Origin of the sequence: Mycobacterium montefiorense, assembly GCF_003112775.1 — a bacterium.
GTDB classification, from domain to species: Bacteria; Actinomycetota; Actinomycetes; order Mycobacteriales; family Mycobacteriaceae; genus Mycobacterium; species Mycobacterium montefiorense.
This window is the reverse complement of sequence record NZ_BFCH01000016.1, coordinates 1-26,300: the sequence shown is the minus strand read 5'-3', so window position 1 is coordinate 26,300 and position 26,300 is coordinate 1. Positions and strand designations below refer to the sequence as shown.

The following is a 26,300-nucleotide window of genomic DNA, read 5'->3' as shown; positions in this document are numbered from 1 at the left end:
CCGGCACGTCATTTGGATCGCTGCTCCGAGGACCGGGGCCGTACCGGCGTGTTGCCGATCGTCGGATAGGGGCCGGTATGGCCCATCCGCTCACGCGCGGCGGCCAGCACCCGGTTGCGCACCAGGTACCAACCGCAGAACAGCGCCGGCACAATGACCACCAGCGACGCGACGGTATACGTGCCGATCGGTTCGTCGAACGCCATCAGCACCAGGATGCCGAGCAGGAACACCAGGGTCAGGTAGCCGCTGTACGGGGTGAACGGCATCCGGAATTGCGGGCGCTTCAAAATCCCCGCGGTCGTCATCTTGAAGAAGCGCAGCTGGCACAGCACGATAGTGGCCCAGGAGGCGATGATGCCCAGCGCGGCGATGTTGAGCACGATTTCGAAGGCTTCACCGGGATTGAAGGCATTGAGCGCGATACCGAATAGACAGATGACGGCGGTCATCGCGATACCGCCATACGGCACACCGCTTTTCGTCATACGCGACGCGAACTTTGGGCCGCTGCCGCTCACCGCCAGTGAGTGCATGATGCGCCCAGTCGAATAGAGGCCGGCGTTCAGGCTGGACAGTGCCGCGGTCAGCACCACGATGTTCATCAGGTCGCCGGCGCCCTGGAAGCCGATCTTGGAAAAGAAGGTGACGAACGGGCTTTCGCCGGCCTTGTAGGCGGTGTAGGGCAGCAGCAGCGCTAGCAGGGCGACGGAGCCGACATAGAAGATCGCGATACGGGCGATCACCGAGTTGATTGCGCGCGGCATGATCTTCTCCGGCTCGGCAGTCTCGCCGGCCGCAGTGCCCACCAATTCGACCGCGGCGTAAGCGAATACCACGCCGGAGGCGACCACCAGCAGTGGTATTGCGCCGGACGGGAACAAGCCGCCGTGGCCCTCCCACACGCTGGGTCCGGTGTCGTGTCCGTCGATCTGGTAGCGCCCGGCCAGGAACACAATTCCCACGCCCAGGAAGGCAACCAGCGCAAAGACTTTGATCAGCGCCGCCCAGAACTCGAGTTCGCCGAACCATTCGACGGAGATCAAGTTCATCGACAACACCAGCACCAAGGCGATCAGGGCGAGCAGCCACTGGGGGGCCGCCCCGAAAGCCGTCCAATGATGCAGGTATGTAGCGATTGCGGTGGTGTCGACGATCGAGGTCATCGCCCAGTTCAGGAAATACATCCAGCCCACGACGAAGGCGGCCTTCTCGCCGAAGAATTCGCGCGCGTACGACACGAACGATCCAGAGGACGGCCGGTGCAACACCAACTCGCCCAACGCGCGCAGCATCAGGAAGACGAAGATGCCACATACCCCGTACACCAGGAACAGGCCCGGACCGGCCTTCACCAGCCGAGCGCCGGCCCCGAGGAACAGGCCGGTTCCGATCGCACCACCGATCGCGATCATCTGAAGCTGCCGGGGCTTGAGCCCCTTGTGATAGCCGGCCTCCTCGTTGAGAGGCTCCGATGACGTGCGTGGATTCGGTTCGGGCGTCTCAGGCAGGGCCGTCATGGGGTCCAATCGTCGTCGTTGACCAACCCCCTCGAGGGGTTGGTCAACGATCTTTTCGTAGTCGAACGAGGACGGCAAGACGGGCGAGGCGGTCGGTCACCGTCCGAATCCCGGGCGGCGGCGGCGCAGATACCGCTCGAACTCGGCGGCCAGCGCATCGCCGTCGATCTTGCCCAGGGCTTCGTTCACATCGACCTCGGCGTCACCGCGTTGCTCCAGCGACACCACGTATTCGGCCAGGTCCTCGTCGTCGGTGGCCATCTCGGTGACCGCCTGTTCCCACTCCTCGGCCTGAGCGGGCAGATCGGCCAGGGGAACCTCAATATCGAGCACGTCCTCGACGCGGCGCAGTAGCGCCACGGTCGCTTTCGGATTCGGCGGGTGCGACACGTAGTGCGGCACCGCGGCCCAGAACGTCACCGCGGGAATCCCGGCGGCCACGCAGGCGTCCTGGAACACCCCGGCGATGCCGGTCGGCCCCTCGTAGCGGGTCTCCTGCAGGCCGAAGCGTTCGGCGGATTCGGCGGAGTAGGCCGCGCCGGAGACCGGCACCGGCCGCGTGTGCGGCGTATCGGCCAGCAGCGCACCGAGGATCACCACCGTGTCGACATTGAGCTTGTCGGCGATGGCGACCAACTCGGCGCAAAACGTGCGCCAGCGCATGTTGGGCTCCACGCCGTGCATCAACACGATGTCGCGGTCGCTGCCGGGCGGGCGGCAATGGCTGATCCGCATCGCCGGCCAGACCAGCTCACGCGTGACCCCGTCGACCTGGCGGATGACCGGGCGGTTCACCTGGTAGTCGTAATAGGCCTCGTCGTCGATCTCCACGATCGGGTGGGCTTCCCAGATGGCATCCAGGTGCTCCAGCGCATCGCTGGACGCATCACCGGCGTCATTCCAGCCCTCAAACGCCGCCACGACGATCGTGTTGTGCAGTTCGGGTAGCCCAGCGGCTTCCGGGCCACGATCTGGCAGAGTCACAGAATCAGCCTAAGGCCTGACCGCCCGGGGACTACTCCCAGCCGCGCGGCCAACCAGCACACCAGCGGATTTGCATAGGCCGACTATGCTTGTGGCGTGACTGCTGTGATCCGCAGACTTCACGCTGGACGACCTCAATGACCAGCGTCGACACGGTCGCGACGAAATACGCTCGGCTGCAATCTCGCTAACTTTGCTAACTATGCCGCGATCGCCAAGCGGGCCGGGGTCGATTGCAGCGACGAACTAGGCGTCCAGACGTCGACCGGATGACGACGTAGACTTTTCTGGTCGAGAGGCGTTGCAACGGTTCTCCGGTTGTTGCCGGTATCCGCCACGCTCGGCAGAGTCAAGGACGCCTTCCGTTACGGAAGGAATGCATGTGACCGCCTTGGAGCCGAACATCCGCCCCGACTGCACCGACGAACTGACGGCCGCTCTGCGCGAGCGGATCATGGTGATCGACGGCGCGATGGGCACGGCGATCCAGCGGGATCGGCCGGACGAGGCCGGCTACCGCGGCGATCGGTTCACGGAGTGGCCGACCGCCCTTCAGGGCAACAACGACCTGCTCACCCTCACACAGCCGCAGATCATCGAGGGGATCCACCGCGAGTACCTCGAGGCGGGCGCCGACATCCTGGAGACCAACACCTTCAACGCGAACGCGATCTCGCTCTCCGACTACGACATGACGGACCTGAGCTACGAGCTGAACTACGCCGGCGCCGCCCTGGCGCGGGCGGCCGCCGACGAGTTCAGCACCCCGTCCAAGCCCCGCTACGTCGCCGGCGCCATCGGTCCGACGACGCGGACCGCGTCGATCTCGCCGGACGTCAACGACCCCGGAGCCCGCAACGTCTCCTACGACCAACTGGTCGCCGCCTACCTCGAAGCCGCCAACGGCCTGGTCGACGGTGGTGCTGACCTCCTCATCATCGAGACGATCTTCGACTCGCTGAACTCCAAGGCGGCGGTGTTCGCCGTCGAGACGCTGTTCGAGGAGCGCGGACGCCGCTGGCCGGTGATCATCTCGGGCACCATCACCGATGCTTCCGGGCGGACGTTGTCCGGTCAGGTCACCGAAGCGTTCTGGAACGCGATCAGGCACGCGAAGCCGCTCGCGGTGGGTCTGAACTGCGCCCTGGGTGCGCCGGAGATGAGGCCCTACATCGCCGAGATGGCGCGGATCGCGGACACCTTCGTCTCCTGCTACCCGAACGCCGGCCTGCCCAACGCCTTTGGCGAGTACGACGAGACCCCGGAAGCTCAGGCCGGCTACATCGCGGACTTCGCCGAGGCTGGCCTGGTCAACCTGGTCGGCGGTTGCTGCGGAACGGCGCCGCCACACATCGCCGCGATCGCCAAGGTCGTCGAGGGCAAGCCGCCGCGCGGGCTGCCGGAGATCGGGGTGGCTACTCGGCTTTCGGGCCTGGAGCCGCTCAACATCACCGACGACTCCCTGTTCGTCAACATCGGTGAGCGCACCAACATCACTGGCTCCGCCCGGTTCCGCAACCTGATCAAGGCCGAGGATTACGACACCGCGCTGTCGGTCGCCCTGCAACAGGTCGAGGTCGGTGCGCAGGTCATCGACATCAACATGGACGAGGGCATGATCGACGGTGTCGCCGCGATGGACCGGTTCACCAAGCTGATTGCGGCCGAGCCGGACATCAGCCGCGTCCCGGTGATGATCGACTCCTCCAAGTGGGAGGTCATCGAGGCGGGCCTGAAGAACGTGCAGGGCAAGCCGATTGTCAACTCGATCTCCATGAAGGAGGGCGAGGAGAAGTTCGTCCGCGAGGCGCGGTTGTGCCGCAAGTACGGCGCCGCCGTCGTCGTGATGGCCTTCGACGAGAAGGGGCAGGCTGACAACCTGGAGCGCCGCAAGGAGATCTGCGGGCGCGCCTACCGGATCCTGACCGAAGAGGTGGGCTTCCCGGCCGAGGACATCATCTTCGACCCGAACTGCTTCGCGCTGGCGACCGGTATCGAGGAGCACGCGACGTACGGGATCGACTTCATCGAGGCCTGCGCCTGGATCAAAGAGAACCTGCCCGGCGTGCACATCTCCGGCGGTATCTCGAATGTGTCGTTCTCGTTCCGGGGCAACAACCCCGTCCGCGAGGCGATCCACGCGGTCTTCCTGTTCCACGCCATCAAGGCCGGCCTGGATATGGGCATCGTCAATGCCGGTGCGCTGGTGCCTTACGACTCGATCGACCCCGAGCTGCGGGACCGGATCGAGGACGTCGTCCTGAACCGTCGCGAGGATGCGGCCGAACGGCTGCTGGAGATCGCGGAACGGTTCAACAGCGCCGAGAAGGCCGACGACCCGGTGGCCGCCGAGTGGCGCAGCCTCCCGGTCCGCGAGCGGATCACGCATGCCCTGGTCAAGGGCATCGACGCGGACGTCGATGCCGACACCGAGGAATTGCGGGCCGAGATTGCCGGCGCGGGTGGTCGCCCGATCGAGGTGATCGAGGGCCCGCTGATGGACGGCATGAACGTCGTCGGCGATCTCTTCGGCGCAGGCAAGATGTTCCTGCCCCAGGTCGTGAAGTCCGCCCGGGTGATGAAGAAGGCTGTCGCATACCTGTTGCCGTTTATCGAGGAAGAGAAGGTCAACTCGGGCGCCGCAGCCGGCAAGGACACCAACGGCACGATCGTGATGGCGACCGTGAAGGGCGACGTTCACGACATCGGTAAGAACATCGTCGGGGTCGTGCTGCAGTGCAACAACTTCGAAGTGATCGACCTCGGCGTGATGGTGCCCGCGCAGAAGATCCTGGACGCGGCGAAGGAGCACGACGCCGACATCATCGGGCTGTCCGGGCTGATCACCCCGTCGCTGGACGAGATGGCCAACTTCGCCGTCGAGATGGAGCGCGAGGGGTTGGAGATCCCGCTGCTGATCGGTGGCGCGACCACCTCGCGCGCCCACACCGCCGTGAAAATATCGCCGCGCCGCAGCGGCCCGGTGGTTTGGGTCAAGGACGCGTCGCGGTCGGTGCCGGTGGCTGCCGCGCTGCTGGACGACAAGCAGCGTCCAGCACTGCTGGAGACCACCGAGAAGGATTACGCGTCGCTGCGCGAACGGCACGCGCAGAAGAACGAGCGGCCGATGCTGACGCTGGAGAAGGCACGCGCGAACCGGACACCGATCGAGTGGGACGGCTACACACCGCCGGTGCCGGCCCAAGGTGTCGGTGTGCGGGATTTTCAGGATTACGACCTCGCCGAGCTACGCGAGTACATCGACTGGCAGCCGTTCTTCAACGCCTGGGAAATGAAGGGCAGGTTCCCCGACATCCTCAACAACCCGGCCTCGGGCGAGGCTGCCCGCAAGCTGTACGACGACGCGCAGGAGATGCTCGACACCCTGATCAAGGAGAAGTGGCTGACTGCCAACGGGGTGATCGGCTTCTTCCCGGCGAACGCGGTCGGCGATGACATCGAGGTCTACACCGATGAGACTCGGACCGAGGTGCTCACCACGTTGCACAACCTGCGCCAGCAGGGCGAGCATCGCGAAGGCATCCCGAACCGGTCGCTGGGCGACTACATTGCGCCCCGCGACACCGGTCTGGCTGACTACGTCGGCGCCTTCGCTGTCACCTCCGGGCTCGGCAGCGGAGACAAGATCGCAGAGTTCAAGGCAGCTCTCGACGACTACAGCGCGATCCTGTTGGAGTCGATCGCCGATCGACTGGCAGAGGCTTTCGCCGAACGGATGCACCAACGGGTGCGCAAGGAGTTCTGGGGATTCCAGGCTGACGAGCAACTGGACAACGATGCACTCATCGGTGAGAAGTACGTGGGAATCCGCCCAGCACCGGGCTACCCAGCCTGCCCGGAGCACACCGAGAAGGCGACGCTGTGGGAGTTGATGGATGTGAGCGCGCGGACCGGCATCGAGCTGACCGAGTCGATGGCGATGTGGCCCGGCGCCGCCGTTAGCGGCTGGTATTTCTCGCACCCGCAGTCGCAGTACTTCGTGGTCGGCAGGATGGCCCAGGATCAGGTCGCCGACTACGCGAAACGCAAGGGCTGGACCCTGGCCGAGGCCGAGCGCTGGCTTGCCCCCAACCTCGGTTACAACCCGGAGGACTGACCAGTCCAAGTACTTCACCGGCTAAGCTCGAGGGACATTCAGGAAAGGGATGTTCGTGCTTGAGCGAGAGTTGAACCGCATCGCCGACATCGCTGTCGAAGTCGTCAATGTCACGGCCCTGCATGTGCGGCGCATCGTGGCAGCGCTGTGTACCGCGCTCGGCAGGACGAAGCGCGAAGTCAGCGACTTAGCCTGGGACTACAGCGAACTGGCGGCAAGCCTTCGCAGGTCGGCCCGCGCCGGCAGCACCACGACCGGCGATCGCGATCAGACGGCGGAAAGCCAGGAGATTGCCGACGTGATCTCGATCGAGCTGCGCCGCCGGCAGGCCAACTGAGGCGACCGACTCAGCCCAGCACTGCCGACAGGTAACCGGCGGCATCGCCCAACGACGACAGTTCGTCCTGCGGAACCTGAAAACCGTTGGCGGAGAACGCTTGCTCGGTCGTTCGAATGTCGACCCGCCAACCGTGCTCGCCGAGATACTCACCGGCGCTATTGCGATCACCGGTGTAGAACAACTCGGCCAGATTGATCTTTGAGCCGATGCGCCGCGACCTTTCGGTGAGCCTTTCCGCCCAATCTGACGGAATCCTGCTGAAATCCATGTGCTCGCTGGCGATCCGGCTGCCCGGCGCCGAGAGCCGGGTGACGTTGTCGAACAGCCGGTCCTGCGCCTCCGGCGGCAGGTAGACCAGCAGGCCCTCGGCGCTCCACGCGGTCGGCTTTGAGGTGTCGAGTCCGGCGCCGACGAGCGCCGCGGGCCAATCCTCGCGCAAGTCGATCGCGACCGTGCGACGTTACGCGGGCAGCTTCGCGCCCAGATCAGCCAGCGTGCGGGTCTTGAACTCGATCACCTCGGGTTGGTCGATCTCGTAGATCACCATGTCCGCCGGCCACGGCAGTCGGTAGGCCCTGGTGTCCAGGCCGGACGCCAGAATCACGGCCTGTCGTACGCCCGCCTCGGTGGCTTGCCGGAAGAAGTCGTCGAAGTACCGGGTGCGCACGGTGATCTGCTCGATCACGGCCTGCCGGTTCATGACGGGATCGTCAGTGTCGCCGAGCTTTCCGTCGATCAGCTTGATGAAGGTGTCGCTGCCCACCGCGCGCACGAGGGGGTCGGCCCACGGGTCATTCAGCAGCCGATGTGGCTCTTGCGAAGCCATCGCACGCTGGGTCGCGACCGCCGTCGCGGTCGCGCCCACGCTGGACGCCAAATCCCAGGTGTCGTTCTCGGTGCGCGCCATGCCGGCTCCTGGTGTCTCCGCGTTAGTTAGCTGACTTAACCACCGCTACTGTACGCGGAGACCGGCGAGGTCGCCGCCTAGATGCGCAGTACCGGGCCGAGCGCCGTGAGCGGGATGTGTGCCGAGACGGTGCCGCCGTCCATGTACCACTGCGGCAGCCCGGGTGAGAAGTTGATCGGCTCGTCGTGGCCGACCGGATAGTCCGGCATGTAAATGATCAACTCGTCGGGAGTCAGCGCCCACGCCTTGTACGCGCCGGAGTACACTTTGTCGGGCGTCCAGCGGTCGACGACAAACGGGTACGTCCCCGGGTCATGTGGCGGCGGAGCCTGATTCAACGCGGTTTCGATGTAGGGCTGCGCCAGCGGCGGGATGGCGGTCAGCGGATTGCCGTTAACGATATCGGTCAGCTGCAGCCGCCGGCCGCTGGCCATGTCGAACGTGAAGGTGCGGTAGGCGTTGTTGGGTTTGGGCCCGTTGGCGTGGTAGTCCTCGTGGAACACCACGCTCAGCAGGTTGCCGTGCCGGAAGATCTCGTAGTTCTCCTCGCCATAGCTGTCGGCGGCCATGCTCGTGTTGGCGTTGCGCCAGTTGTTGACCAAGGTGTGCAGGTAGTCGCGCAGCACGCCGCTGGTGGCCGGGTTGTCGATGAGCTCACTCGGTAGTGCGACCTTGATGTCGCGGACGGCGTTGCGTTCTGACGTCACCGAGGTGTGGCAGTACTGGCCGTCCCAGTCGCCGCCGAGCTCGCCGCAGAACGACGAGGCAGACGCTCGTGCGTAGGCGGCGTTGGGAATCGTTGCAGCGGAGGCTAATACGAGCGCCGCGAGGACTCTTGCGATCACAGCAGCTGAACCTTGCTGGCCCGCCAACGGCCATCGACCTTCTCCATGGTCATCTTGATCCTGCTGCGGTCGATGCGCGGATCGGGTGACTGCGAGTTGGCCACGGTCTGATCGATAAAGACAAGTACCACAACCTTATTCGTGGATTCGGATTGAATGGCCGAGTCCACCACCACCCCGTGTGCACTCGCCTTGTTGTCGATCAACAGCTGTCGAAGCTGCACGCTGGACTGGGTGTACATGTCCTTGAACTCGCCGGTCGCGCCGTCGAGCACCTGCCTGAAATTCTCGTCGACCTTGTTCGCGTCGATGCTCGTCAGCACCTGCGCGTAGGCGATCGCCGCCTGCTGGGCCTGCTGGCCGGCCACCTTCACCTGATGCTCTTGCCATAACTTCCATCCGAGGAAGCCGGAAACGGAAAGTGAGGCGACCAGTAACAGCGGGACCAGGCTGCGACGCAGATATCTCCCCCAGGGCCGCTCGCGAAGCGCGACCTTCTCGCGCTTCGGTTTCTTGGCCTGACGCCCGAACGGAATATCCTCGTCGTCCTCGGCTGTCGCTTCAGTGCTCTCGGATTCGGCCTCGGTGGATTCCTCGGCGTCAACGTCCTTGACGTCGGCGTCGGAGTCTTTGGCGTCGGAATTGTCGACGTCTTCGGGTTCGGCTTCTGAGCCTGGCGCTTCGGGCATTTCGGCCTCGGCAACTTTCTCGGATGTAGCGGTCACAATCTTCTCCTAGCCTCGAGCTTAGGTTGGTCGTCAGTGCGGCGGTTCGATCGGTAGCGGGGGACCGCCGTATGGCGTGGGAATCGTGAAGCGGCCCTTCGGTGTCGGGTCGGTTCTTCGTCCCAGGTCCGCTCCCAGCGGCGGGCCGGCGGTGTCGTCGCCGCCCGGGCGCGGCGCGTTCTTGGCTCCGCGGATCGACACGGCGGGGTCGGTGTCGCGGCAGTAGGTGTACATGAACGGCTCGTAATAGTCCGCGGCCGACGAGGCATGCGCGGGCGTCCCGTAATCGCACACGTAGCGGGGATAGAGATCGGCGATCGCCCAGACTCCATGGTCATGAAAGGCGCTTGCCACGGCGTCCAGCACCGAGCCGCGGTAGTCGGGGAACAGCGCGTTTAGCGCCGGCACTCGCTGGTAGAGCAATTGCGACATGGTGGCCATGCTGCCCAGCAACTGCACCATCGTGTCGGAATTGTCGGAGAACAGATTGTCGACCGCCGACAGCGCGCGTGGTGTCTGCGTGGTCAGCCTCCGGTAGCCGGCTTGCATTCGGGCAACCCCGGACAGCGTGCGGTTGAGTTCGGTTGCGGTGGCGGCCAAGCCGGCGTTCTTGTCGTTCGCCAGGGTGAGCACCACGCGACTGGTCTTGATGATGCTGGTCGTTTGGGGCAGCACCGAATCGAGCGTCGACAACAGGAACGTGCCGCCGTCGACGATCGCCGCCAGTTTCGCCGGACCCTCCTTACTCAGGCTCAGTTCCTTCTTGATCAGCTCGACCTTGCGCGGGTCGACCTGTGCCAGCAGACCGTCGGCGTCACCGAGCAACCGCGCCAGGCTGACCGGGACGGTCGCGTGGTCCGGGCTGATGTGGCTGCCGTCGTGCAGATACGGCCCGGCATCGGATTCGGCTTCGAAGTTGATGTACTGCTCCCCGGCCGGTGACAGCGCCGACACGTGCACGACGCTGTTGGCCGGGATCCGCACCGTCGACGAGATGCTGGCGACGGCGTTGACTCCGGTGTCGGTGATCTGTAGTGACTCGACCCGCCCGATGCGCACCCCCCGCAACGCGACATCCTGGTTGGGCAGCAAGCCGCCGGATTCCGGCAACTGCACGGTGACCCGATACGACGATGCGAACGGCGTCACCCGCAGGGCGCCGATCAGCAGATACGCGGTCGCGACGACCAAGGTCAGCACCAGTCCCAGCACCGACAACCAGACCTGTTGGCGGTGGCCGGCCCGCACCACCCGAACCACGGCATTGGCGATGGCGGCGATCATGGCTGAGGTCCGGGTGGCGGTGGGCCCGGTGCCGGCGGGGGAGGGTCGGGGGCGATATCGATTTGTCCCGGAACAGTCGGGTCGGGAACGACTGGAACCTGCGGAGAATTCGGCCCCCGCCCGACCACGCGTTCCTGCAGCCGCCACAGGGTGTACTTCAGAGTGCCGACGAGCAGGTTCACGTTGTAGTGGTGTGGTCCGTGCAGCCCGATGTCGCCCGGAAAGCCGATGTCGGGAATCGATCCGAGGATCAGTTTGTCGACCCCCACATGCACTGAAATCGCGCTTCCCGCAGTCGATTTGACCAACGGGGGAATCATCCTGTTCAACGCGTAAAAGCTGGTGTCCGGGCTTACCGCGACGTCATTGGCTGCCCCGGCGATGGTGTTGAGGTCGCGGATGATGCTTCGGCCGCTGGTGTCGGTTCCGCCGATCGAAGGGAACCTGGCCAGCAACCGGGAGGTGTCACCCACCTGCACGGCGAGGCTGGAAAGCTCGGCGGTATTGTCGGCCAGGGTCGCGGTGGCGGGCCTGGCCGCGGTCATCAGATCGGTGATGGCGGCGTCTTTGGCATCGAGTTGGTCGGCCAGACGGGACAATTGGGTCAACGCGGTTGAAATCTGGTCGGACCGCGTGTCGAGTGTGCCGACCAGCTGGTTGGACTTGCTGATCAGTTGTCCGAAAGCCTGGCCTTGATCGCCGGTCGCCTTGCCGAAACCATTGATGATGTTGGTGAAATTGCGCACGGCCCCGCCGTTCACCAGGATCGCCGCCGAACTCAGCACCGACTCGACGGTCGCGGCGGCCGCCGTCGAATCCAGGCCAATGGTGTCGCCGTTGTGCAGCATCGGATCGCTGGCGGGATCATCGGCGGGAGGCTTCAGCGCCACGAATACGTCGCCGAGTGGTGTGGCGGTGCGTAATTCGGCGGTGCTGCCCCGCGGCAGCTGCACGTCGTTTCTGATCCGTAGCGTGGTGACCGCGGTGTAGTTGCGCGCGCTCATCGCTTCGACCTGCCCGACATCGGCGCCGGCGAGTTTTACCTTCGCGTTCATTGGGAGGTTGAGCGCGTTGGAGAACACCACGGTCAGGGTGTATCCCCCCGAACCCAGCCCCGGAGCCGGAAGAGGAAGGCTGGCAAGGCCATTCGTGGCACATCCCGAGCTGATCAGTACCGCGGCCGCGATGGCCAGCATGCTTCGGGCGCGGGCGGTGATCATTTCTGCCCCATCGCGGCCATGCCGTCGAGCACATAGGTCAATCCGAAATCCGGGCCGAAGTCCTGGATTGTGCCGGTGCTGCATCCGAGTTGCCGTAAGCCCATCAGGTTGCAGATCTCTTTGGTGTACTGGCTGTCGAAGGCCAGCCGGTCGGTCAGGAAGCGCGCGCGCACGGCACCGTTGGCCCGGTCAATCATGTTGTAGGCGTTGTCGGCAAGCATCGGCGCTACATCGAGGAGTTCGGCGAGGTCGCGCCGCTGGTCGGTAACTCTTTTCAGCGTGGAGTTCCCATTGAGCAGGCTCTGCTTGATGGTGTCCCGGTTGGCGTCGAGCAGGTCGCCGGCCCGTTGGACCAGCTGGTCGAATCGTCTTCCGGTACTGCCGCTACCGATCTCCTCGTCGGCCATGATCTGGCTGACTTGGTGGATGGTGGAGGCGAATTCGCGCAGTTTGCCGTCATTGGCCGCCACCGCATCGAACAACGTGCTGATGTTCTTGATAATCGTGGTGATTTGCTCGCGAGTCTGAGCGCCGCCGTCGCTGGAAAGGCGCAGTGCGTGGGACAGTTCGTCGAGCGTCGATTTGATCTGCCCGCCGTTGCCCTCAACAATTTTGGTTCCGTTGTTGAGCACGTCGGCGACGGGCCCGCCGCCGTGACCATCTCCCTCCAGTGACTTGGTCACCTTGTCGAGGACGTTGAGCACGCGGCTGAATTCGACCGGTGTCTTTGTCCGGGTCAACCCGATGGTGTCGTGGTTTTCCAGGATCGGGCCGCCACGGTAGGGCGGCGTGAGCTCAATCTGCCGGTCGGTGAGGATGGAGGTGGACACCGTGACGGCTTGGGCGCCAGCGGGAACCTTGACGTTGCGGTCGACGGTGAATTCGACTTCGACGTAGCCGCCCTTGGGGGTGATCTTGATGATCTTGCCCACCGGCATACCCAGTACCGCGACCACATTGCCCTGGTAAAGACCTGAGGCGCTGTCGAATTGGGCTGTCACCGTGATGGTGTCCTGGTCAGATCCCAGATACCACCAGCCGATACCGGCGGTTGCGGCCAGCACCACCAGGGCGGCGCCGATGGCCAGCGCCTTAGACCTGAGTTTCGATGTCGTCACTTGCAGTCCTTGAAGTATTCGATCATGCCGAACTGCTTGGCGCGGCCGCTGATTGCGCACATCCACGAGTCGATCAGCGGGACGTTGTTGGCGTTGAAATTCACCGCATTGCCCTCGCCGGTCAGGTTGGCGGCCTCCCGGAAGAAGATCGGGCTGATCTGCAGCAGGCTGCCCAGCAGGTCGTCGTGTTTGGCCATCATGCCGGTGAAGTCGCGCATGTCGGCGATCAGCGAGTCCAGACCTGATCGATCGTTGACGACGATCTGGCTCATGGTGTCGACAAGGTTGGTCAGTGATTGCATCATGGCGTGGAAAACGGCTCGCCGCGCGACGAATTGGCCGAGCAGGTCCTGCCCCTGGTTGATGAGATTGCCGAGGCCGGCTTGTTGGCGGCGCAACGTGTTGGTCACCCGTTCGGTGCTTTCCAGCAACTGGCCCAATTGGTCACGGCGCACCGCGATGATGGATGACAGCGATCCGATGTTCTTCATGGCCTGCGGTACCACCGCGGGCAGGCCCGCGAGTTGCTTGCCCAGCACCGCGAGCGACTCAGCGAATCTGTCGGAGTCGACCTGTTCGAACGTCGTGGTGGCGTCCTTCAGTGCTGATTGCAGATCGTAGGGAACCTCGGTGTGCGACAGGTCAAAAGTGTTGTGTGGCAGCGCCGCCGGGCCGTCGGGCTGCACCGACAGATAGCGTGAGCCCAGGATGGTGGTGACCTTGATCTTGGCGCGAGAATCCTTGCCCAGCACCACGTTTTCGCGAATCTTCAGGCCCGCCTCGACGTGATCGCCGGCGAGTTTCATGCTCGTCACCTCGCCCACCGGGATACCCGCGACCGCGATCGGGTTCCCGGGCCGCAGCGAGGCGGCCTGCAAAAACTCCGCGGTGTAATGCCGGTATCCGGCACCGAGTGCGTGCACCGCCAGCATGGCGCCGATCAGCACCGCCACCACCGCGACGGCGATAAACCCGAGCCACGTCTTGTGATAGCTCTCCAACGGACGCTTCTTCATCGCCGAAAGTCGAAGCCGCACGGATGAATCAGCCACTAGCCGTGCTCCTGCATCTCGGCGTGTGCCACATCTTGTTTCCCGGGGTGGCGGCGGCGACGATGATCGGCACCACATCGTTGAGGCCGGGGAAGAACCCCATGAAGTTCACGTCACACACGTAGGCGTTGCCGTAGGCGCCCTGGTTGCCGACTCGGACCAGCCCTTTGAGCAGCAGCGGGATGTTGTCGCCGAAGAAAGCCACCTGCGGTTCGACATCCATCAGGTGCCTGGCGACACCGGGTTTGCGGTCGACGAATTCGCGCAGTGCCGGGTATACGTCGGTTGCCGAGGCCGACAGACGGCCCATTACCCGAGACAGTGACCCCAACGAGGAGACCAGCTCCGGACGCCGTCGGTCGAGTTGGTCAACGACCTCGCGGGTTTGGGTGATGACCCCGTCTAGATTGTCGTTCTGCTGGGCAAGATTACCGACCACCTTGTTGAGGTTGGTGATCACGGCGCCGAGAGCCTGGTCTCGACCAGCGAAAGTTTGTGTCAGCGTTGATGTTTGGCTGATCAGCGTGGTCAAGGACGAGCTGTCGCCCTGGAGCGACGTGATGATGCCCTTGGTGAGGTTGTCGGCGTCCTGCGGGTTCAGCAGGCTGAACAGCGGCTCGTAGCCGTTGAGTAGCGCGGTGACATCAAAGGATGGCTCGGTGCGTGCCAGCGGCAGAACACTGTTGGGCGCCAACAGCTCTTGGCTGCCCTCGGAGCCCAAAGCCAGCCCAAGGTAGCGCTGTCCGACGATGTTCTGGTACGTCACCGAGGCGACGGTGTTCCCGTACAGGTGTTGTTCGGTCTGCACCACGAACGAGACTCTCGCGAGTTTCCCGTCCAGCTCGACGCTTTCCACTCGGCCCACCCGCACCCCGGCCATGCGGACGTCGTCGCCTTCCCGTAGCCCGTAGACATCGGTGAACAACGCCGAGTACTTGGCGGTATTGCCGGCAACGTCACGGCGCAGGCTCACGTAGACCAGCCAGGTGAGGGTCAACGCGACGACCATGAACAAGGTGAGGCCGATCAGCGTGCCACGAAATCTCATTTGCATGTCAGTTCGGACCTCCGGGTGGAGGTTTCAGACCCTGCTTCAAGGACACGGTGGTGCCGCGGGCGACCGGGCCGAGCAGCAACTCAGTTGCCGACGTCGCCGGCTGGCCGGTGATGACGCTCAACATGTTTCGCTCGTACTGGCTACCGATGGGCCCCACGTTTCCGCCGAAGGACGATTGCGGTATCCACGGAGCTTTCGGTGCCACCGGGGCCACCCATGGAGCGTCCGGCGGCGGTGATGCCGGCGCTGGTGCCCCCGGTGCCGGGTTGTTGGGATTCGCACTGCCCGGTACCGGCGGCGACGGCGGAAGCCAGTCCGGCAGCGGGGGATTGGGATCGGTCAGGTTGGGGCTCGGATTGATCAGCGGCGGTCCGACCGCGACGAGGTTCCCGTCCGGACCGATGACCGTGCCCGGCGGTGGCGCCAGATCTATGGGCGGCTGATAGTTCTGCGGCAACAGCACTTCCGGCAGGTCCGGGCGCACCGGAATGAGCGGTGCGGTGAAACAGCTGTGCCCCTTGAGTTCTCCGTAATGTGGACAGTCCGCGCGGGTGTAGCTGGAACTAGGGGTAAATGTGAGCATCGCGCGCATGTTGCCGACGTCTCTTCCCGGCACCCAGACCTCTTCCATGAACCTGTTGGCCAGGTTGTCCAACTTGGCCACCGCGGGCACGAAGTTATTGGACTTCATCGCCAGGATGCCCAGCACCGGCGTGAAATCGCCGGTGATCCTGATGAGCTGGTCGATGTGGTTACCAAACGATTCGCGTGTGGTTCCGACCGTGTTTTCGGCGCCGGAGAGCAACGAGGCCAACTGCCCGCGCGTCTCGGCGAAGGTCTGCATCGGCTCGACGGCCTGGTGCAGGGCGTCGAGCAGGTCGGGAGCCGTCTGCGCAAGGCCGTGCGCCGCATCGACGAGCGCGGACACGGTCGAGGGACCGGAGTCAGTACTGACAATCGAATTGAGTTGATCGAGAAGGCGATTCAGTTGCCCCCCGGCAGTCAACAGGGCGCCGCGGCGGTGGTCGGTGGCGGCACCCAGCGCGGCGAGGATCCCCACGGATCTATCGTCGCGGCCTCGTCCGGCGGCGGCCAGCAGGTCGCGCAGCTTGCTGACAGTCGTCTGGAACAGCACGGTCGGAAGCCGGGTGTCTTCCGGAATGTGGGCGCCCGCCCTGATCGTCGAGCCGGGGCTCTCCTGGTTTCGGGTGCCTACCAATTGCACCGACGACACGGCGAACACATTGCTGGGCACCACTCGGGCGGTTACGGACGCCGGAACCGACTTGGCGAACTCTTCTTTGAGATCGATGTGGACGTAGTTGGGTTTTCCGTTGGACGCGGGAACCACGTCGTCGACCATCCCGACGAGCACGCCGTGATACTTGACGTCCGACTTCTGCGGCAGACCGTCGCCGACGTTGACCAGATCGGCGACCACCCGAACGTAGTCGTTGAGCCGGCCGGTGGACTTGAGCAACATCGCGATGGTGAGCAAGGCCGTGACCACTACGACCGCTGTGCCGGTGGCAAGCAATTGCCGGTCCGAGGGGCCGCGCCCATCCAGCTCAAAGGAGTTCGGCACTAGCCACCGAACCTTGCTCCGGCGTCGACGCCCCACAGCGCCATGGTGAGCAGCATGTTCACCATGATCACGACGGTGATGCTGGCCCGCATGCCGTGTCCGGCCGCCACCCCGACTCCTTCGGGCCCGCCGGTCGCGTAATACCCGTAGTAGCACTGAATCGTCGACGCGATCCACACGAAGATGACGGCCTTGAACAACGAATACACGATGTCTTGGCCGGCCAGCATCAGTGTGAAGTAGTGCAAATAGGAGCCGGTCGAGCCGCCGCTGCTGATCCCGACGACGACCTGCGTCGTCAGATAGCCGATCGCCAGACATGCCGCGTACAGCGGGACTATCGCCACCACGGACGCGATCAGCCGGGTGGTCACCAGATACGGGATCGGTCGGATCGCGATCGATTCCAGCGCGTCGATTTCCTCGGCGATACGCATCGATCCCAGCTGCGCGGTGAAGCGACAACCGGCTTGCATGGCGAAAGACAGCGACGCCATCAGCGGTGCCAGCTCGCGGGTGTTGACCAACGAGGAGACGAATCCGGTGGCGGGGCCAAGGCCCAGTAGGTCCAGAAAGTTGTAGCCCTCGATGCCGACGAGTGCGCCGACGGTCATTCCGAGAACAACGGCCACGCCGGCGGTGCCGCCGCCCACCACGATCGAGCCGTTACCCCAGGTGATGTTCGACAGCAGTCGCAGGAACTCGCCCCGGTAGTGGCGCAAGGCGAGGGGGACGGCGACTAGCGCTCGGATGAAAAAGACAAGTAGATGCCCGAGCCGGATGATCGGGACGGTGCCCCGGCGGTAAAGCCGAACCACCTGATTCGACAGCGGAGCAAACGGGAGAAAAGTAGAGGCCGCCACGTCACAGCCCCGTCCTGGGCACCAACAAGATGTAGAGCTGGCTGATCGCGACGTTGACGATCATCAGCAGCAGGATCGCCTCGACGACGGCCGCGTTCACCGAGTTCGCCACACCGGTCGGGCCGCCGACGGTGGATAGGCCTTTCTGTGCCGACACCACTGCCACGATGGCGCCGAAGATGACCGCCTTTACCAGCGCCAAAATCATGTCGTCGATGGTCGCGAATGACGCGAAGGTCGACACGAAGCTGCCGGGCGCCCCGTTCTGGAAGTACACGTTGAACATGTAGCTCGCGAAGAATCCGACGAAGCACACGACGCCGGTGAGCCCGACGCCGATCATGATGGCGGCGGCGAAGCGTGGAACTACCAGTCGACGGATCACCGATACGCCCATGACCTCCATCGCGTCGGTTTCTTCGCGCATGGTTCGCGAACCCAGGTCGGCGGTGATCGCCGACCCGACGGCCGAGGCCATCAGAACGGCGGCCACCAACGATGCGCCCTGACGAATGACCGCGAGTCCGCTGGCCGCGCCGGCCAGCGAGGTGGCTCCCACTTGCCCGGCCAGCAGGGCGAACTGGATGGACAGGGTGACGCTGATCGGCAGTGAGACCAGAATCGTCGGCAGTACTGCGGTGCCGGCCATGAATGCGCCCTGGCGGACAAATTCCTGCCATTGGAATCGGCCGGTCACCAGGTCGAAAAAGAAGTACTGAATGGTGCGCACACCAAGGACGAACTGTTCGCCGACCGTCGTCAGCGAAGCGAGCGGATGACGTTTGATGTATCCGACCGACCAGTCCCCGATGGCGACGACGCCGTCTTGTTGCGCCGTCATCGATGCGCAGCCGGTAGTCCGTCTAGCAAACCCACGCTACCGGTCATTGCGCACCAGCTACCGCCTCCATTGGCGTTCCCCCCACCAATAAGTGCACGAGTGCAGAACATGAAGGAGCCGGGTGCCGTCCAACGCATCTTGATAAAGGTAGTGTCACGAGGCTCCGTGAACTGCGGTTCTCGGTATGTGCTGAGTCACACTAGCCTAGTTGATAGGGACTTTCAATAGTGTAGAGTGACTCACCTGAGATCGTCACTGGACGGTACCGACGCGTTGGAATGTCAGCTCGACGAAGGTAACGACATGTCCGCAGCAAACACCGGCTCTCTACGGGACCGTCGCCGCGCCGAACTGCTCTCCCAGATCCAGCTCAACGCATATGAGCTTTTCGCCGCGCGCGGATTCGATGCCGTAACGACCGAGGATATTGCCGCCGCCGCCGGAATCTCCATCAGCACCTATTTCCGGCACGCACCCACGAAGGAAGGCCTGCTGGTCGATCCCGTCCGAGAGGCGATCGGCGAAATCGTTGGCTCCTACAGCGCGAGACCGCACGACGAGTCGGCCGTTGAGGCATTGATTCAGGTATTCGTCACGCGGGCCCGCGACGCCGACGAACTCGACAATCTAGATACCTGGCGTCACGCAATCGCCACCGCGCCCCACCTGTTGAGTAAGACGGCGCTGGTTAGCGAGGCCGATCACGATAAGTTCCTACAGCAGGTCGCTTTCCGGATGGGCGTCGACGCGTCGGACGACGTGCGGCCGGCTCTGTTGGTTCACACCAGTTTGGCCACAATCAGATTCGTTCTCGACCGCTGGCTAAGCCCGGATGTCGAGATGAGCGAGCTGTTCCACGTCCAGCTGGAACAGGCGCTTCGGATCACGCTGTGCAGCTTCGACTGAGAAGTTCATCCGTTCCCTGGATGTGTTCAAGGCTTTTCACTGGCATCCCAGGTGTGCGGCAGCATCGGGTGCAGCGGTGTCTTGTCGAACTCACCACCGGCGAAGTGGGTAAGCCCTCGGGCGTGTGCGGCAGTGGCTTTCGGGATGGTGCCTGCGAACCCGAGTGGCGTCGCACCGGCGCCGGCGACATACTGGGCTTCCGCCGAGTCGTCAGGTGGCGCCACGTCGAGATCTTCGTTCAGATACGCGAACTGATGCTTGCGCCCGTGCTGACGCAGCCTGGTCCGCCGCCGTTTTGCCCCGGCCTCGCTGCTGCCGGCAACGGCGCTGGCATCCGGCAATGATGCGGTTGTGTTCGCGGCGGCTTTGCCGCCGAACGTCGGAGTGAACCCTTCGCCGCCCGGATCGCCTCCGACGGCGTAGAGGACCTCACCGGCCCCCGTCGCCGGGACCGCGCCGGTGGCCGTCGCGGTAGAACTCGTCGGGGAGCCGGGGGCCGCGGAGTTCGACGCCGCGGGGCCAGCGCTAACGTGTGCGACCCCGGCCGCGACCGGTGACAGCTGCTGGCCTTCGCGCGGTAGAGCCGTCTGGGGCTGGTCGGCGAGCGCCATTGGGTTGTCCAGCCCTGCCGCGCCGGCGAGTCCGATCAGCGCGATGGGTGCAAGAAGGCCCAGTGCCGCTACAAACGGCCCGAAATAGATCAATGAATCCAATATTGAGTACGCGGGAATCAAGAACGCTTGGGTGGACGTGAAGGCGATCACCCACTCCAGCGCGTGGCTGATGAGCGCGCCGAGCGGTCCCGGCAGGAAGTGGGTGATCAGGTTGTCGAGGTACTTCAGGAATTTCCGTAGCGCTTGCAGGATCAACGTGGTTGGGTCGGGAAACCTGTGGTGGGTGTGGGCCGCCAGGGAAGTGGCTTCGGTCGTGACAATGTGGGGCGCGGCTGATGTGACGGGGGTTCCCGACAGGATCGCCTGCGACACCGCTTGGTAGACGCCCATGACGGCGGCGGCCTGAACCCACATGCGGCTGTAGTCGCCCTCGTTTACTGCGATCGGGATGGTGTTGACGCCAAAGAAGTTGGTTGCTACCAACGCGGCGTGCAGCGCATGGTTTCCGGAGAGCTCAGCAGGAGTGGGCATGGCGCCCAGAGCTGACGCATACGCAGCGGCCATGGTTTCGTACTTGGTCGCGGTCGCGGTGGCAACCGCGCTGGTGTGATCCAGCCAGAGCACATATGACTGGTGTCCTGCGACGAACTGCGCAGCGGTCGGACCTTCCCACGCGGCGGCCTGCGTTGTGGCGAGGATCGCAGTGAGTTCCGTTGCCGTGTCGGTGTATTGGACCGCCAGGGTTCGCCATGCTTCGGCCGCGGCTATAAGCCCACCGGGGCCCGCGCCGGTCGACAGCAAGGCCGAATGAATCTCGGGTGGAAACGCCCCCCAGATCGGGTATGTCATCGATTGTTTCCTTAAAAATATATATACGGAGTGTATGAATATATAGGTTAGCCTAACCTATATATGTACGCATCGGCTCCGGAAGGGGATGGTCCGAGGCCGGCTGATCCCGGACTCGGTCCGGGTGTGCACTGTTGCTGGCGAAACCGCCGTGACTTTGCTTGTGGCCTCGTGAAACAATCGCTGGCCGTGAAGACTTTCGAGGATCTGTTCGCCGAACTCGGCGATCGTGCCCGCACCCGACCGGCCGGCAGTGCCACGGTCGCTGCGCTCGACGGCGGGGTTCATGGGCTGGGCAAGAAGATCCTGGAGGAGGCCGGCGAGGTGTGGCTGGCCGCCGAGCACGAATCCAACGAAGCTTTGGCCGAGGAGATCAGTCAGTTGCTGTACTGGGCGCAGGTGTTGATGATCGCGCGTGGACTGTCCCTCGACGACGTCTATCGGAAGCTGTGAGCATGTTGCGAGTCGCGGTTCCCAACAAGGGCACGCTGAGCGAGCCGGCCAGCGAGATTCTGTCGGAGGCGGGCTATCGGCGGCGCACCGACACCAAAGACCTCACCGTCATCGACCGCGTCAACCACGTGGAGTTCTTCTTTCTGCGGCCTAAAGACATTGCCATCTATGTCGGTTCGGGGCAGCTCGATTTCGGCATCACCGGGCGAGACCTGGTACTCGACTCGGATGCGCCGGTGCGTGAATGCCTGGCGCTGGGTTTCGGTTCGTCCAGCTTCCGTTATGCCGGGCCCGCCGGGCGCAACTGGACGACAGCCGATCTGGCCGGCAAGCGGATCGCCACCGCCTACCCCAATCTAGTGCGAAAAGATCTGGCGGACAGAGGGATTGAGGCCACGGTCATCCGGCTTGATGGCGCGGTGGAGATTTCGGTCCAACTCGGGGTGGCCGATGCGATTGCTGACGTGGTGGGATCGGGCCGCACTCTGAGCCTGCACGATCTGGTGGCCATCGGTGAGCCGCTGTGTGATTCGGAGGCGGTACTGATCGAGCGCGCCAACCACGACGGTCAGGACGCGGCGAAGGCGGCGCGCGACCAGCTGGTCGCGCGGATCCAGGGTGTGGTGTTCGGGCAGCAGTATTTGATGCTCGACTACGACTGCCCGCGCTCGGTACTGGACCAGGCCACGGTGATCACGCCGGGGCTGGAGTCGCCGACCATCGCTCCGCTCGCCGACCCGGACTGGGTCGCGATCCGCGCGCTGGTGCCGCGCCGGGGCGTCAACGAGATCATGGACGAGCTCGCGGCCATCGGAGCCAAAGCGATTCTGGCTTCCGATATCAGATTCTGCCGGTTCTGATCACGCCTGCCTGGCTCCGGCTGTGTTAGCGTCCGGCTAGGGGAGGGGGCCCGCCGGGCCGCCCCTCTTATCGTTGCCGCGCTGTCATTCCCAGGAGGGTCGCCGTGACACACGTCCTTATTCTCTTGCTGGCTTTGCTGATTGGTGTTATCGCCGGGTTGCGTTCCTTGACGGCACCCGCCGTCGTCGCGTGGGCCGCGTACCTGGGTTGGATCGACCTGCATGGCACGTGGGCATCGTGGATGGCCAACATCATTACGGTGGTTGTCTTCACCGTTCTCGCCGTCGGCGAAGTGGTCAACGACAAGCTGCCCAAGACCCCGCCCCGCACTGCGCCACCGGTCTTCGCTGCCCGGCTGCTGATGGGTGGGTTTGCGGGCGCGGTGCTGGGCGCCTGGCCGCACTGGACGTTCAGCGCGCTGGGGGCAGGGATCATCGGCGCGGTGCTCGGCACCCTCGGCGGCTATCAGGCGCGCAAGCGGCTGGTCGCGGTCAGCGGCGGGCGTGACCTGCCGATCGCGCTGCTCGAGGACGCGGTCGCGATCTTGGGTGGGTTCGCCATCGTTGCCGCCACGGGTCACGAGCTGACGCAATACCTGCTCACGGCGGTTAAGTGAGCCGGCATTTCGATGCGATTATCGTTGGTGCCGGCCAGGCAGGCCCCCCACTCGCGGGGCGGCTGACAGCCGCCGGCCAGCGCGTCGCGGTCGTCGAGCGCAAACTGATCGGCGGTACCTGCGTCAACAACGGGTGCATCCCGACCAAGACGCTGGTCGCCAGTGCGCACGCCGCCCACTCGGCCCGTCGTGGCGCCGAATACGGCGTCGGGACCGGTTCGGTCAGTGTGGACATGGCGAAAGTCAAGGCGCGCAAGGACGGCATCATGCTCGCCGACCGCAAGGGTGTGGAGGACTGGCTGGACGGCATGGACGGCTGCACGGTCGTTCGCGGACACGCCCGCTTCATCGATCCGCACACCTTGCGCGTCGGTGACGACGAGCTGCACGCCGATCGCATCTTCCTCAACGTCGGCGGCCGCGCGGTCGTGCCCACCATCCCGGGCCTGGACGATGTCCAGTTCCTCACCAACGTTTCCATCCTCGAACTCGACGAACTGCCAACACATCTCGTGATCGTCGGCGGCAGCTACATCGCACTCGAGTTCGCCCAGATGTACCGGCGCTTCGGGGCGAAGGTCACCGTCGTGGAGCGGGGACCGCGGCTGGCCTCCCGCGAAGACGAGGACGTCTCGGCCACCATCAAGGAAATCCTGGAGGCCGAAGACATCGACGTCGTCCTCGGTGCCGACGACGTGCGGATCAGTAAGAGTGACAGCGGATTCGAACTCACACCTCGCGCCGGTGCCGACCCCATCGGCGGCAGCCACTTGTTGATGGCGGTGGGCCGGCAGCCCAACACCGACGACCTGGGGCTGGAGGCTGCCGGGGTGCAGACCGACGCCCACGGCTATATCGCGGTCGACGACCAGCTCAAGACGAACGTCGATCACATTTGGGCGATGGGCGATTGCAACGGCAAGGGCGCGTTCACCCATACCTCGTACAACGATTTCGAGATTGTCGCCGCCAACCTGCTCGACGACGATCCACGCCGGGTGAGCGACCGCATCACCACCTACGCGCTCTACATCGATCCGCCGCTGGGGCGCGCCGGCATGACGGTCGACGAGGTCCGCAAATCGGGGCGCAACGCGCTGCTCGGTAAGCGGCCGATGACAAGGGTGGGCAGGGCTGTGGAAAAGGGTGAGACGCAAGGCTTTATGCAAGTCATCGTCGACGCCGACACCCAACAGATCCTTGGGGCGGCCATCCTCGGCGTCGGCGGCGATGAGGCGATTCACGCCATTCTGGACGTCATGTCCGCCAAGGCGCCATACACCACACTGTCGCGCACGATGCATATCCATCCCACCGTCAGCGAGCTCATTCCCACGATGCTGCAAGAAATGTCGGCGCTCGATTAGCCGATTACGCCGCCGGCTCGGTCGTATGCGAAATGGCCTGTGTCCGAGCGTGATCCGGCCAGCCAGGGTAGGGCGGTGGGGTGCCCCCGAAAACCGGACAGTATTCGTGGTGCGGGCACCAATCGCACAATCGCGACTGGTGAGGACGGAAATCGCCTGTCGCACCCGCGGATTGGATCGCACGCCAGATCGCCATCAGTGTCTTCTCGAAGCGCAGCAACTCGTCGAGCTCGGGCGAATAGTCCAGCACCTGGCCGTCGGCCAGGTAGATGAGGCGCAGCCGGGTGGGCGGCACGCCGCGGGTGCGCAGCAGCGCCACCGCGTAGAACTTCATCTGGAACATCGCCTTGAATTCGGCCAGCGCGCGCGCCTCGGGTGGCGCCTTACCGGTCTTGTAGTCGACCACCCGCAGCTCGCCGGTCGCCGCGACGTCGATTCGGTCGATGAATCCACGCAGCAGAGTGCCGTCGGCGAGTTCGACCTCCACTCGCTGCTCGCAGCATTGCGGGTCGAATCGAGTGGGGTCCTCCAGCCGGTAGTAGCCGGACAGCAACGCGCGGGCTTCCGCCAGCACCTGGGTCCGCTGCACGGAGTCCAGCTCGCCGATCCGGTCGGGTTCGGCGGCGACCACGTGCTCCCAGGCGGGTTCCACCAGCGATATCGCCGTATCTAGCCCGCGCGATGCCGCGGGCAGGCCATAGAGCTGTTCCAGCGCGGCGTGCACCACCGACCCGCGGATCTGCGCCGTCGACGGCGGCTCGGGCAGCCGGTCGATCGCCCGGAACCGGTACAGCAACGGGCACTGCTTGAAGTCCGCCGCTCGCGACGGTGATAGTGCCGGTCTGGAAGCCGGCCGCGCCTGGTCTTGCGGCTGGTCGGTCATATTCGCAGCCTAGAACTGCAGGCCGACAACCCCGAGCATCGGTACCGGCGAGTCGGCTGGCACGCTGAACGGCGTGTCCAACACCGGTCCATTCACCGTCGGCGAGCGTGTCCAGCTGACCGACGCCAAGGGCCGTCACTACACGGTGGAGCTCGTGGCAGGCGCCGAGTTCCACACCCATCGCGGTGCCATCCCGCACGACATGATCATCGGTCTGGAACAGGGCAGCGTGGTCAAATCCAGCAACGGCAACCCCTACCTGGTGCTGCGCCCGCTGCTGGTCGACTACATCATGTCGATGCCACGGGGGCCTCAAGTCATCTATCCGAAGGACGCCGCCCAGATCGTGCACGAGGGCGACATCTTTCCCGGCGCCCGCGTGCTGGAGGCCGGCGCCGGGTCGGGCGCGTTGACCTGTTCGCTGTTGCGCGCCGTGGGACCCGAGGGGCGGGTGGTCTCCTACGAGGTGCGGCCGGATCACGCCGAACATGCGCGGCGCAACGTGACCGTCTTTTTCGACGGGGCACCCGCCAACTGGGAGCTGGTCGTCGGCGACGTCATCGACTCCGGGCTGCCCGACGACTCCTTCGACCGGGCCGTGCTGGACATGCTGTCTCCGTGGGAGGTGCTCGACGCCGTGTCGCGGCTCGTGGTCGCCGGCGGGGTGCTGGTGATCTACGTGGCCACGGTCACCCAGCTGTCCAAGGTGGTGGAGGCGCTGCGGGCCCAGCAGTGCTGGACCGAACCGCGGGCCTGGGAGACGATCCAGCGCGGGTGGCATGTTGTCGGCCTGGCCGTCCGTCCGCAGCACTCGATGCGCGGCCACACCGCGTTCCTGGTGGCGTCGCGACGTCTCGCGCCGGGCACGATCGCCCCGGTGCCGTTGGGTCGCAAGCGTCCGGGCAGGGACGGCTAGGCGTAGTCCTCGCTGCGCACCAGCGAGCGTTGCACCGACAGCACTTCGAACTCGGGATGCGCGGCGACCAGACGTTCGGCCGCGTCGAGGACTTCGACGGCATGGCTACGGTCGCCGGACACGACGCCCACCCCGATGCCCGCTCGCCGATGCAGATCCTGCGATCCGGTCTCCGCGGCCGACACGCTGAACTTGCGGCGCAGCTCGGCGACAACGGGACGGATCACCGATCGCTTCTGCTTGAGCGATCGCACGTCACCCAGCAACACGTCGAACTCGAGCCAGGCGATCCACATCAGCCAGGCGGACGTTGCGCAGGAGCGGACTCGGGTGGCGGGGGCGGCGCGGGTGGTGGAGGCGGCGCGGGTGGCTGGACG

General features: G+C 64.7%; 23 protein-coding genes and 1 pseudogene. 8 read left to right on the top strand and 16 right to left on the bottom strand.

Translation table 11 applies throughout. The features are described from left to right. Nucleotides 1-8: 8 nt before the first annotated feature. Both DB708_RS09825 and DB708_RS09820 read right to left on the bottom strand, forming a co-directional pair. The gene (locus DB708_RS09825) at nucleotides 9-1,520 is read right to left on the bottom strand and encodes an amino acid permease (protein WP_108921767.1); all 1,512 of its coding nucleotides are present in this window, start codon (nucleotides 1,518-1,520) and stop codon (nucleotides 9-11) included. A gap of 96 nt (nucleotides 1,521-1,616) precedes the next feature. Continuing rightward, the gene (locus tag DB708_RS09820; protein WP_409347582.1) at nucleotides 1,617-2,504 is read right to left on the bottom strand and encodes a PAC2 family protein; all 888 of its coding nucleotides are present in this window, start codon (nucleotides 2,502-2,504) and stop codon (nucleotides 1,617-1,619) included. A 376-nt stretch (nucleotides 2,505-2,880) separates the two neighbouring features. Here DB708_RS09820 and metH point away from each other — a divergent pair, with 376 nt between their 5' ends. Continuing rightward, nucleotides 2,881-6,621 carry a methionine synthase gene (gene metH / locus DB708_RS09815; RefSeq protein WP_108921766.1) on the top strand — a complete coding sequence of 1,247 codons (3,741 nt, stop codon included), beginning with the start codon at nucleotides 2,881-2,883 and terminating at the stop codon, nucleotides 6,619-6,621. Nucleotides 6,622-6,691: 70 nt separating this feature from the next. Beyond that, on the top strand, nucleotides 6,692-6,958 hold the full coding sequence (locus tag DB708_RS09810) for a hypothetical protein (protein ID WP_133250996.1): 267 nt from the start codon (nucleotides 6,692-6,694) through the stop codon (nucleotides 6,956-6,958). Nucleotides 6,959-6,968: 10 nt separating this feature from the next. On the opposite strand, the pseudogene DB708_RS09805 reads toward DB708_RS09810, so the two are convergent. The 11 genes and pseudogenes from DB708_RS09805 to DB708_RS09755 all read right to left on the bottom strand — a co-directional run bounded on the left by DB708_RS09805 (nucleotide 6,969) and on the right by DB708_RS09755 (nucleotide 18,458). Continuing rightward, nucleotides 6,969-7,868, bottom strand: a pseudogene (locus DB708_RS09805) (class I SAM-dependent methyltransferase). 77 nt (nucleotides 7,869-7,945) lie between these two features. Then, the gene (locus DB708_RS09800; RefSeq protein ID WP_108921764.1) at nucleotides 7,946-8,713 is read right to left on the bottom strand and encodes a mannan-binding family protein; all 768 of its coding nucleotides are present in this window, start codon (nucleotides 8,711-8,713) and stop codon (nucleotides 7,946-7,948) included. Then, nucleotides 8,710-9,402, bottom strand: a complete 693-nt coding sequence (locus tag DB708_RS09795) for a DUF3329 domain-containing protein (RefSeq protein ID WP_235616711.1) — start codon at nucleotides 9,400-9,402, stop codon at nucleotides 8,710-8,712. Before DB708_RS09795 ends, DB708_RS09800 begins: the two co-directional genes overlap by 4 nt. 69 nt (nucleotides 9,403-9,471) lie before the next feature. Further along, nucleotides 9,472-10,722: an MlaD family protein gene (locus DB708_RS09790; RefSeq protein WP_108921762.1), complete on the bottom strand. Its 1,251-nt coding sequence runs from the start codon at nucleotides 10,720-10,722 to the stop codon at nucleotides 9,472-9,474. Then, nucleotides 10,719-11,942, bottom strand: a complete 1,224-nt coding sequence (locus DB708_RS09785) for an MCE family protein (protein ID WP_108921761.1) — start codon at nucleotides 11,940-11,942, stop codon at nucleotides 10,719-10,721. Before DB708_RS09785 ends, DB708_RS09790 begins: the two co-directional genes overlap by 4 nt. Continuing rightward, nucleotides 11,939-13,060 carry an MCE family protein gene (locus tag DB708_RS09780; RefSeq protein ID WP_108921760.1) on the bottom strand — a complete coding sequence of 374 codons (1,122 nt, stop codon included), beginning with the start codon at nucleotides 13,058-13,060 and terminating at the stop codon, nucleotides 11,939-11,941. The genes DB708_RS09785 and DB708_RS09780 overlap by 4 nt, the downstream gene beginning before the upstream one ends. Further along, entirely contained in the window at nucleotides 13,057-14,076 is a 1,020-nt protein-coding gene (locus DB708_RS09775) for an MlaD family protein (protein ID WP_108921759.1), read from the bottom strand. Before DB708_RS09775 ends, DB708_RS09780 begins: the two co-directional genes overlap by 4 nt. Nucleotides 14,077-14,104: 28 nt before the next feature. Next, entirely contained in the window at nucleotides 14,105-15,160 is a 1,056-nt protein-coding gene (locus DB708_RS09770) for an MlaD family protein (protein ID WP_108921788.1), read from the bottom strand. Between the two features lie 7 nt (nucleotides 15,161-15,167). Continuing rightward, nucleotides 15,168-16,754: an MlaD family protein gene (locus tag DB708_RS09765; protein WP_108921758.1), complete on the bottom strand. Its 1,587-nt coding sequence runs from the start codon at nucleotides 16,752-16,754 to the stop codon at nucleotides 15,168-15,170. Beyond that, nucleotides 16,754-17,617, bottom strand: a complete 864-nt coding sequence (locus DB708_RS09760; RefSeq protein WP_108921757.1) for an ABC transporter permease — start codon at nucleotides 17,615-17,617, stop codon at nucleotides 16,754-16,756. Before DB708_RS09760 ends, DB708_RS09765 begins: the two co-directional genes overlap by 1 nt. Before the next feature lies 1 nt (nucleotide 17,618). Beyond that, nucleotides 17,619-18,458, bottom strand: coding sequence for an MlaE family ABC transporter permease (locus DB708_RS09755; RefSeq protein ID WP_108921756.1), 840 nt, complete (start codon nucleotides 18,456-18,458; stop codon nucleotides 17,619-17,621). Nucleotides 18,459-18,761: 303 nt separating this feature from the next. Between DB708_RS09755 and DB708_RS09750 the strand changes: the two genes are divergently transcribed. Further along, a complete protein-coding gene (locus tag DB708_RS09750; RefSeq protein WP_108921787.1) occupies nucleotides 18,762-19,364 on the top strand; it encodes a TetR/AcrR family transcriptional regulator in 603 nt (200 codons plus the stop codon). A gap of 26 nt (nucleotides 19,365-19,390) precedes the next feature. Here the strand turns inward: DB708_RS09750 and DB708_RS09745 are convergent, their stop codons facing one another. Beyond that, complete coding sequence (locus DB708_RS09745; protein WP_108921755.1) at nucleotides 19,391-20,827, bottom strand: PPE family protein; 1,437 nt, start codon at nucleotides 20,825-20,827, stop codon at nucleotides 19,391-19,393. Nucleotides 20,828-20,998: 171 nt separating this feature from the next. Here DB708_RS09745 and DB708_RS09740 point away from each other — a divergent pair, with 171 nt between their 5' ends. From DB708_RS09740 to DB708_RS09725, 4 genes are all read left to right on the top strand, one after another. After that, nucleotides 20,999-21,280: a phosphoribosyl-ATP diphosphatase gene (locus DB708_RS09740; protein WP_108921754.1), complete on the top strand. Its 282-nt coding sequence runs from the start codon at nucleotides 20,999-21,001 to the stop codon at nucleotides 21,278-21,280. Between the two features lie 2 nt (nucleotides 21,281-21,282). Beyond that, nucleotides 21,283-22,140 (top strand): ATP phosphoribosyltransferase, encoded by an 858-nt coding sequence (gene hisG, locus DB708_RS09735; protein ID WP_108921753.1) that lies wholly within the window; start codon nucleotides 21,283-21,285, stop codon nucleotides 22,138-22,140. A gap of 104 nt (nucleotides 22,141-22,244) precedes the next feature. Next, complete coding sequence (locus DB708_RS09730) at nucleotides 22,245-22,757, top strand: DUF4126 domain-containing protein (protein ID WP_108921752.1); 513 nt, start codon at nucleotides 22,245-22,247, stop codon at nucleotides 22,755-22,757. Continuing rightward, nucleotides 22,754-24,124: an FAD-containing oxidoreductase gene (locus DB708_RS09725; protein WP_108921751.1), complete on the top strand. Its 1,371-nt coding sequence runs from the start codon at nucleotides 22,754-22,756 to the stop codon at nucleotides 24,122-24,124. The genes DB708_RS09730 and DB708_RS09725 overlap by 4 nt, the downstream gene beginning before the upstream one ends. A 4-nt stretch (nucleotides 24,125-24,128) precedes the next feature. Here the strand turns inward: DB708_RS09725 and DB708_RS09720 are convergent, their stop codons facing one another. Then, nucleotides 24,129-25,007 (bottom strand): RecB family exonuclease, encoded by an 879-nt coding sequence (locus DB708_RS09720; RefSeq protein WP_108921750.1) that lies wholly within the window; start codon nucleotides 25,005-25,007, stop codon nucleotides 24,129-24,131. Between the two features lie 73 nt (nucleotides 25,008-25,080). Here DB708_RS09720 and trmI point away from each other — a divergent pair, with 73 nt between their 5' ends. Continuing rightward, on the top strand, nucleotides 25,081-25,923 hold the full coding sequence (trmI, locus tag DB708_RS09715) for a tRNA (adenine(58)-N(1))-methyltransferase TrmI (protein WP_108921749.1): 843 nt from the start codon (nucleotides 25,081-25,083) through the stop codon (nucleotides 25,921-25,923). Here trmI and DB708_RS09710 read toward each other — a convergent pair. Continuing rightward, nucleotides 25,920-26,219, bottom strand: coding sequence for a DUF503 domain-containing protein (locus DB708_RS09710; protein ID WP_108921786.1), 300 nt, complete (start codon nucleotides 26,217-26,219; stop codon nucleotides 25,920-25,922). The two genes, trmI and DB708_RS09710, sit on opposite strands and share 4 nt — an antisense overlap. Between the last annotated feature and the right edge of the window lie 81 nt (nucleotides 26,220-26,300).

Excerpts from the sequence above, each read along its gene's own strand:
- DB708_RS09790 (WP_108921762.1), bottom strand. The coding sequence starts at position 10,722 with ATGATCGCCGCCATCGCCAATGCCGTGGTTCGGGTGGTGCGGGCCGGC.
- DB708_RS09770 (WP_108921788.1), bottom strand. The coding sequence starts at position 15,160 with ATGAGATTTCGTGGCACGCTGATCGGCCTCACCTTGTTCATGGTCGTC.
- metH (WP_108921766.1), top strand. The coding sequence starts at position 2,881 with ATGCATGTGACCGCCTTGGAGCCGAACATCCGCCCCGACTGCACCGAC.
- DB708_RS09825 (WP_108921767.1), bottom strand. The coding sequence starts at position 1,520 with ATGACGGCCCTGCCTGAGACGCCCGAACCGAATCCACGCACGTCATCG.
- DB708_RS09710 (WP_108921786.1), bottom strand. The coding sequence starts at position 26,219 with ATGTGGATCGCCTGGCTCGAGTTCGACGTGTTGCTGGGTGACGTGCGA.
- DB708_RS09775 (WP_108921759.1), bottom strand. The coding sequence starts at position 14,076 with ATGAAGAAGCGTCCGTTGGAGAGCTATCACAAGACGTGGCTCGGGTTT.
- DB708_RS09720 (WP_108921750.1), bottom strand. The coding sequence starts at position 25,007 with ATGACCGACCAGCCGCAAGACCAGGCGCGGCCGGCTTCCAGACCGGCA.
- DB708_RS09750 (WP_108921787.1), top strand. The coding sequence starts at position 18,762 with ATGTCCGCAGCAAACACCGGCTCTCTACGGGACCGTCGCCGCGCCGAA.
- DB708_RS09745 (WP_108921755.1), bottom strand. The coding sequence starts at position 20,827 with ATGACATACCCGATCTGGGGGGCGTTTCCACCCGAGATTCATTCGGCC.
- DB708_RS09795 (WP_235616711.1), bottom strand. The coding sequence starts at position 9,402 with ATGCCCGAAGCGCCAGGCTCAGAAGCCGAACCCGAAGACGTCGACAAT.
- DB708_RS09785 (WP_108921761.1), bottom strand. The coding sequence starts at position 11,942 with ATGATCACCGCCCGCGCCCGAAGCATGCTGGCCATCGCGGCCGCGGTA.
- DB708_RS09755 (WP_108921756.1), bottom strand. The coding sequence starts at position 18,458 with ATGACGGCGCAACAAGACGGCGTCGTCGCCATCGGGGACTGGTCGGTC.
- hisG (WP_108921753.1), top strand. The coding sequence starts at position 21,283 with ATGTTGCGAGTCGCGGTTCCCAACAAGGGCACGCTGAGCGAGCCGGCC.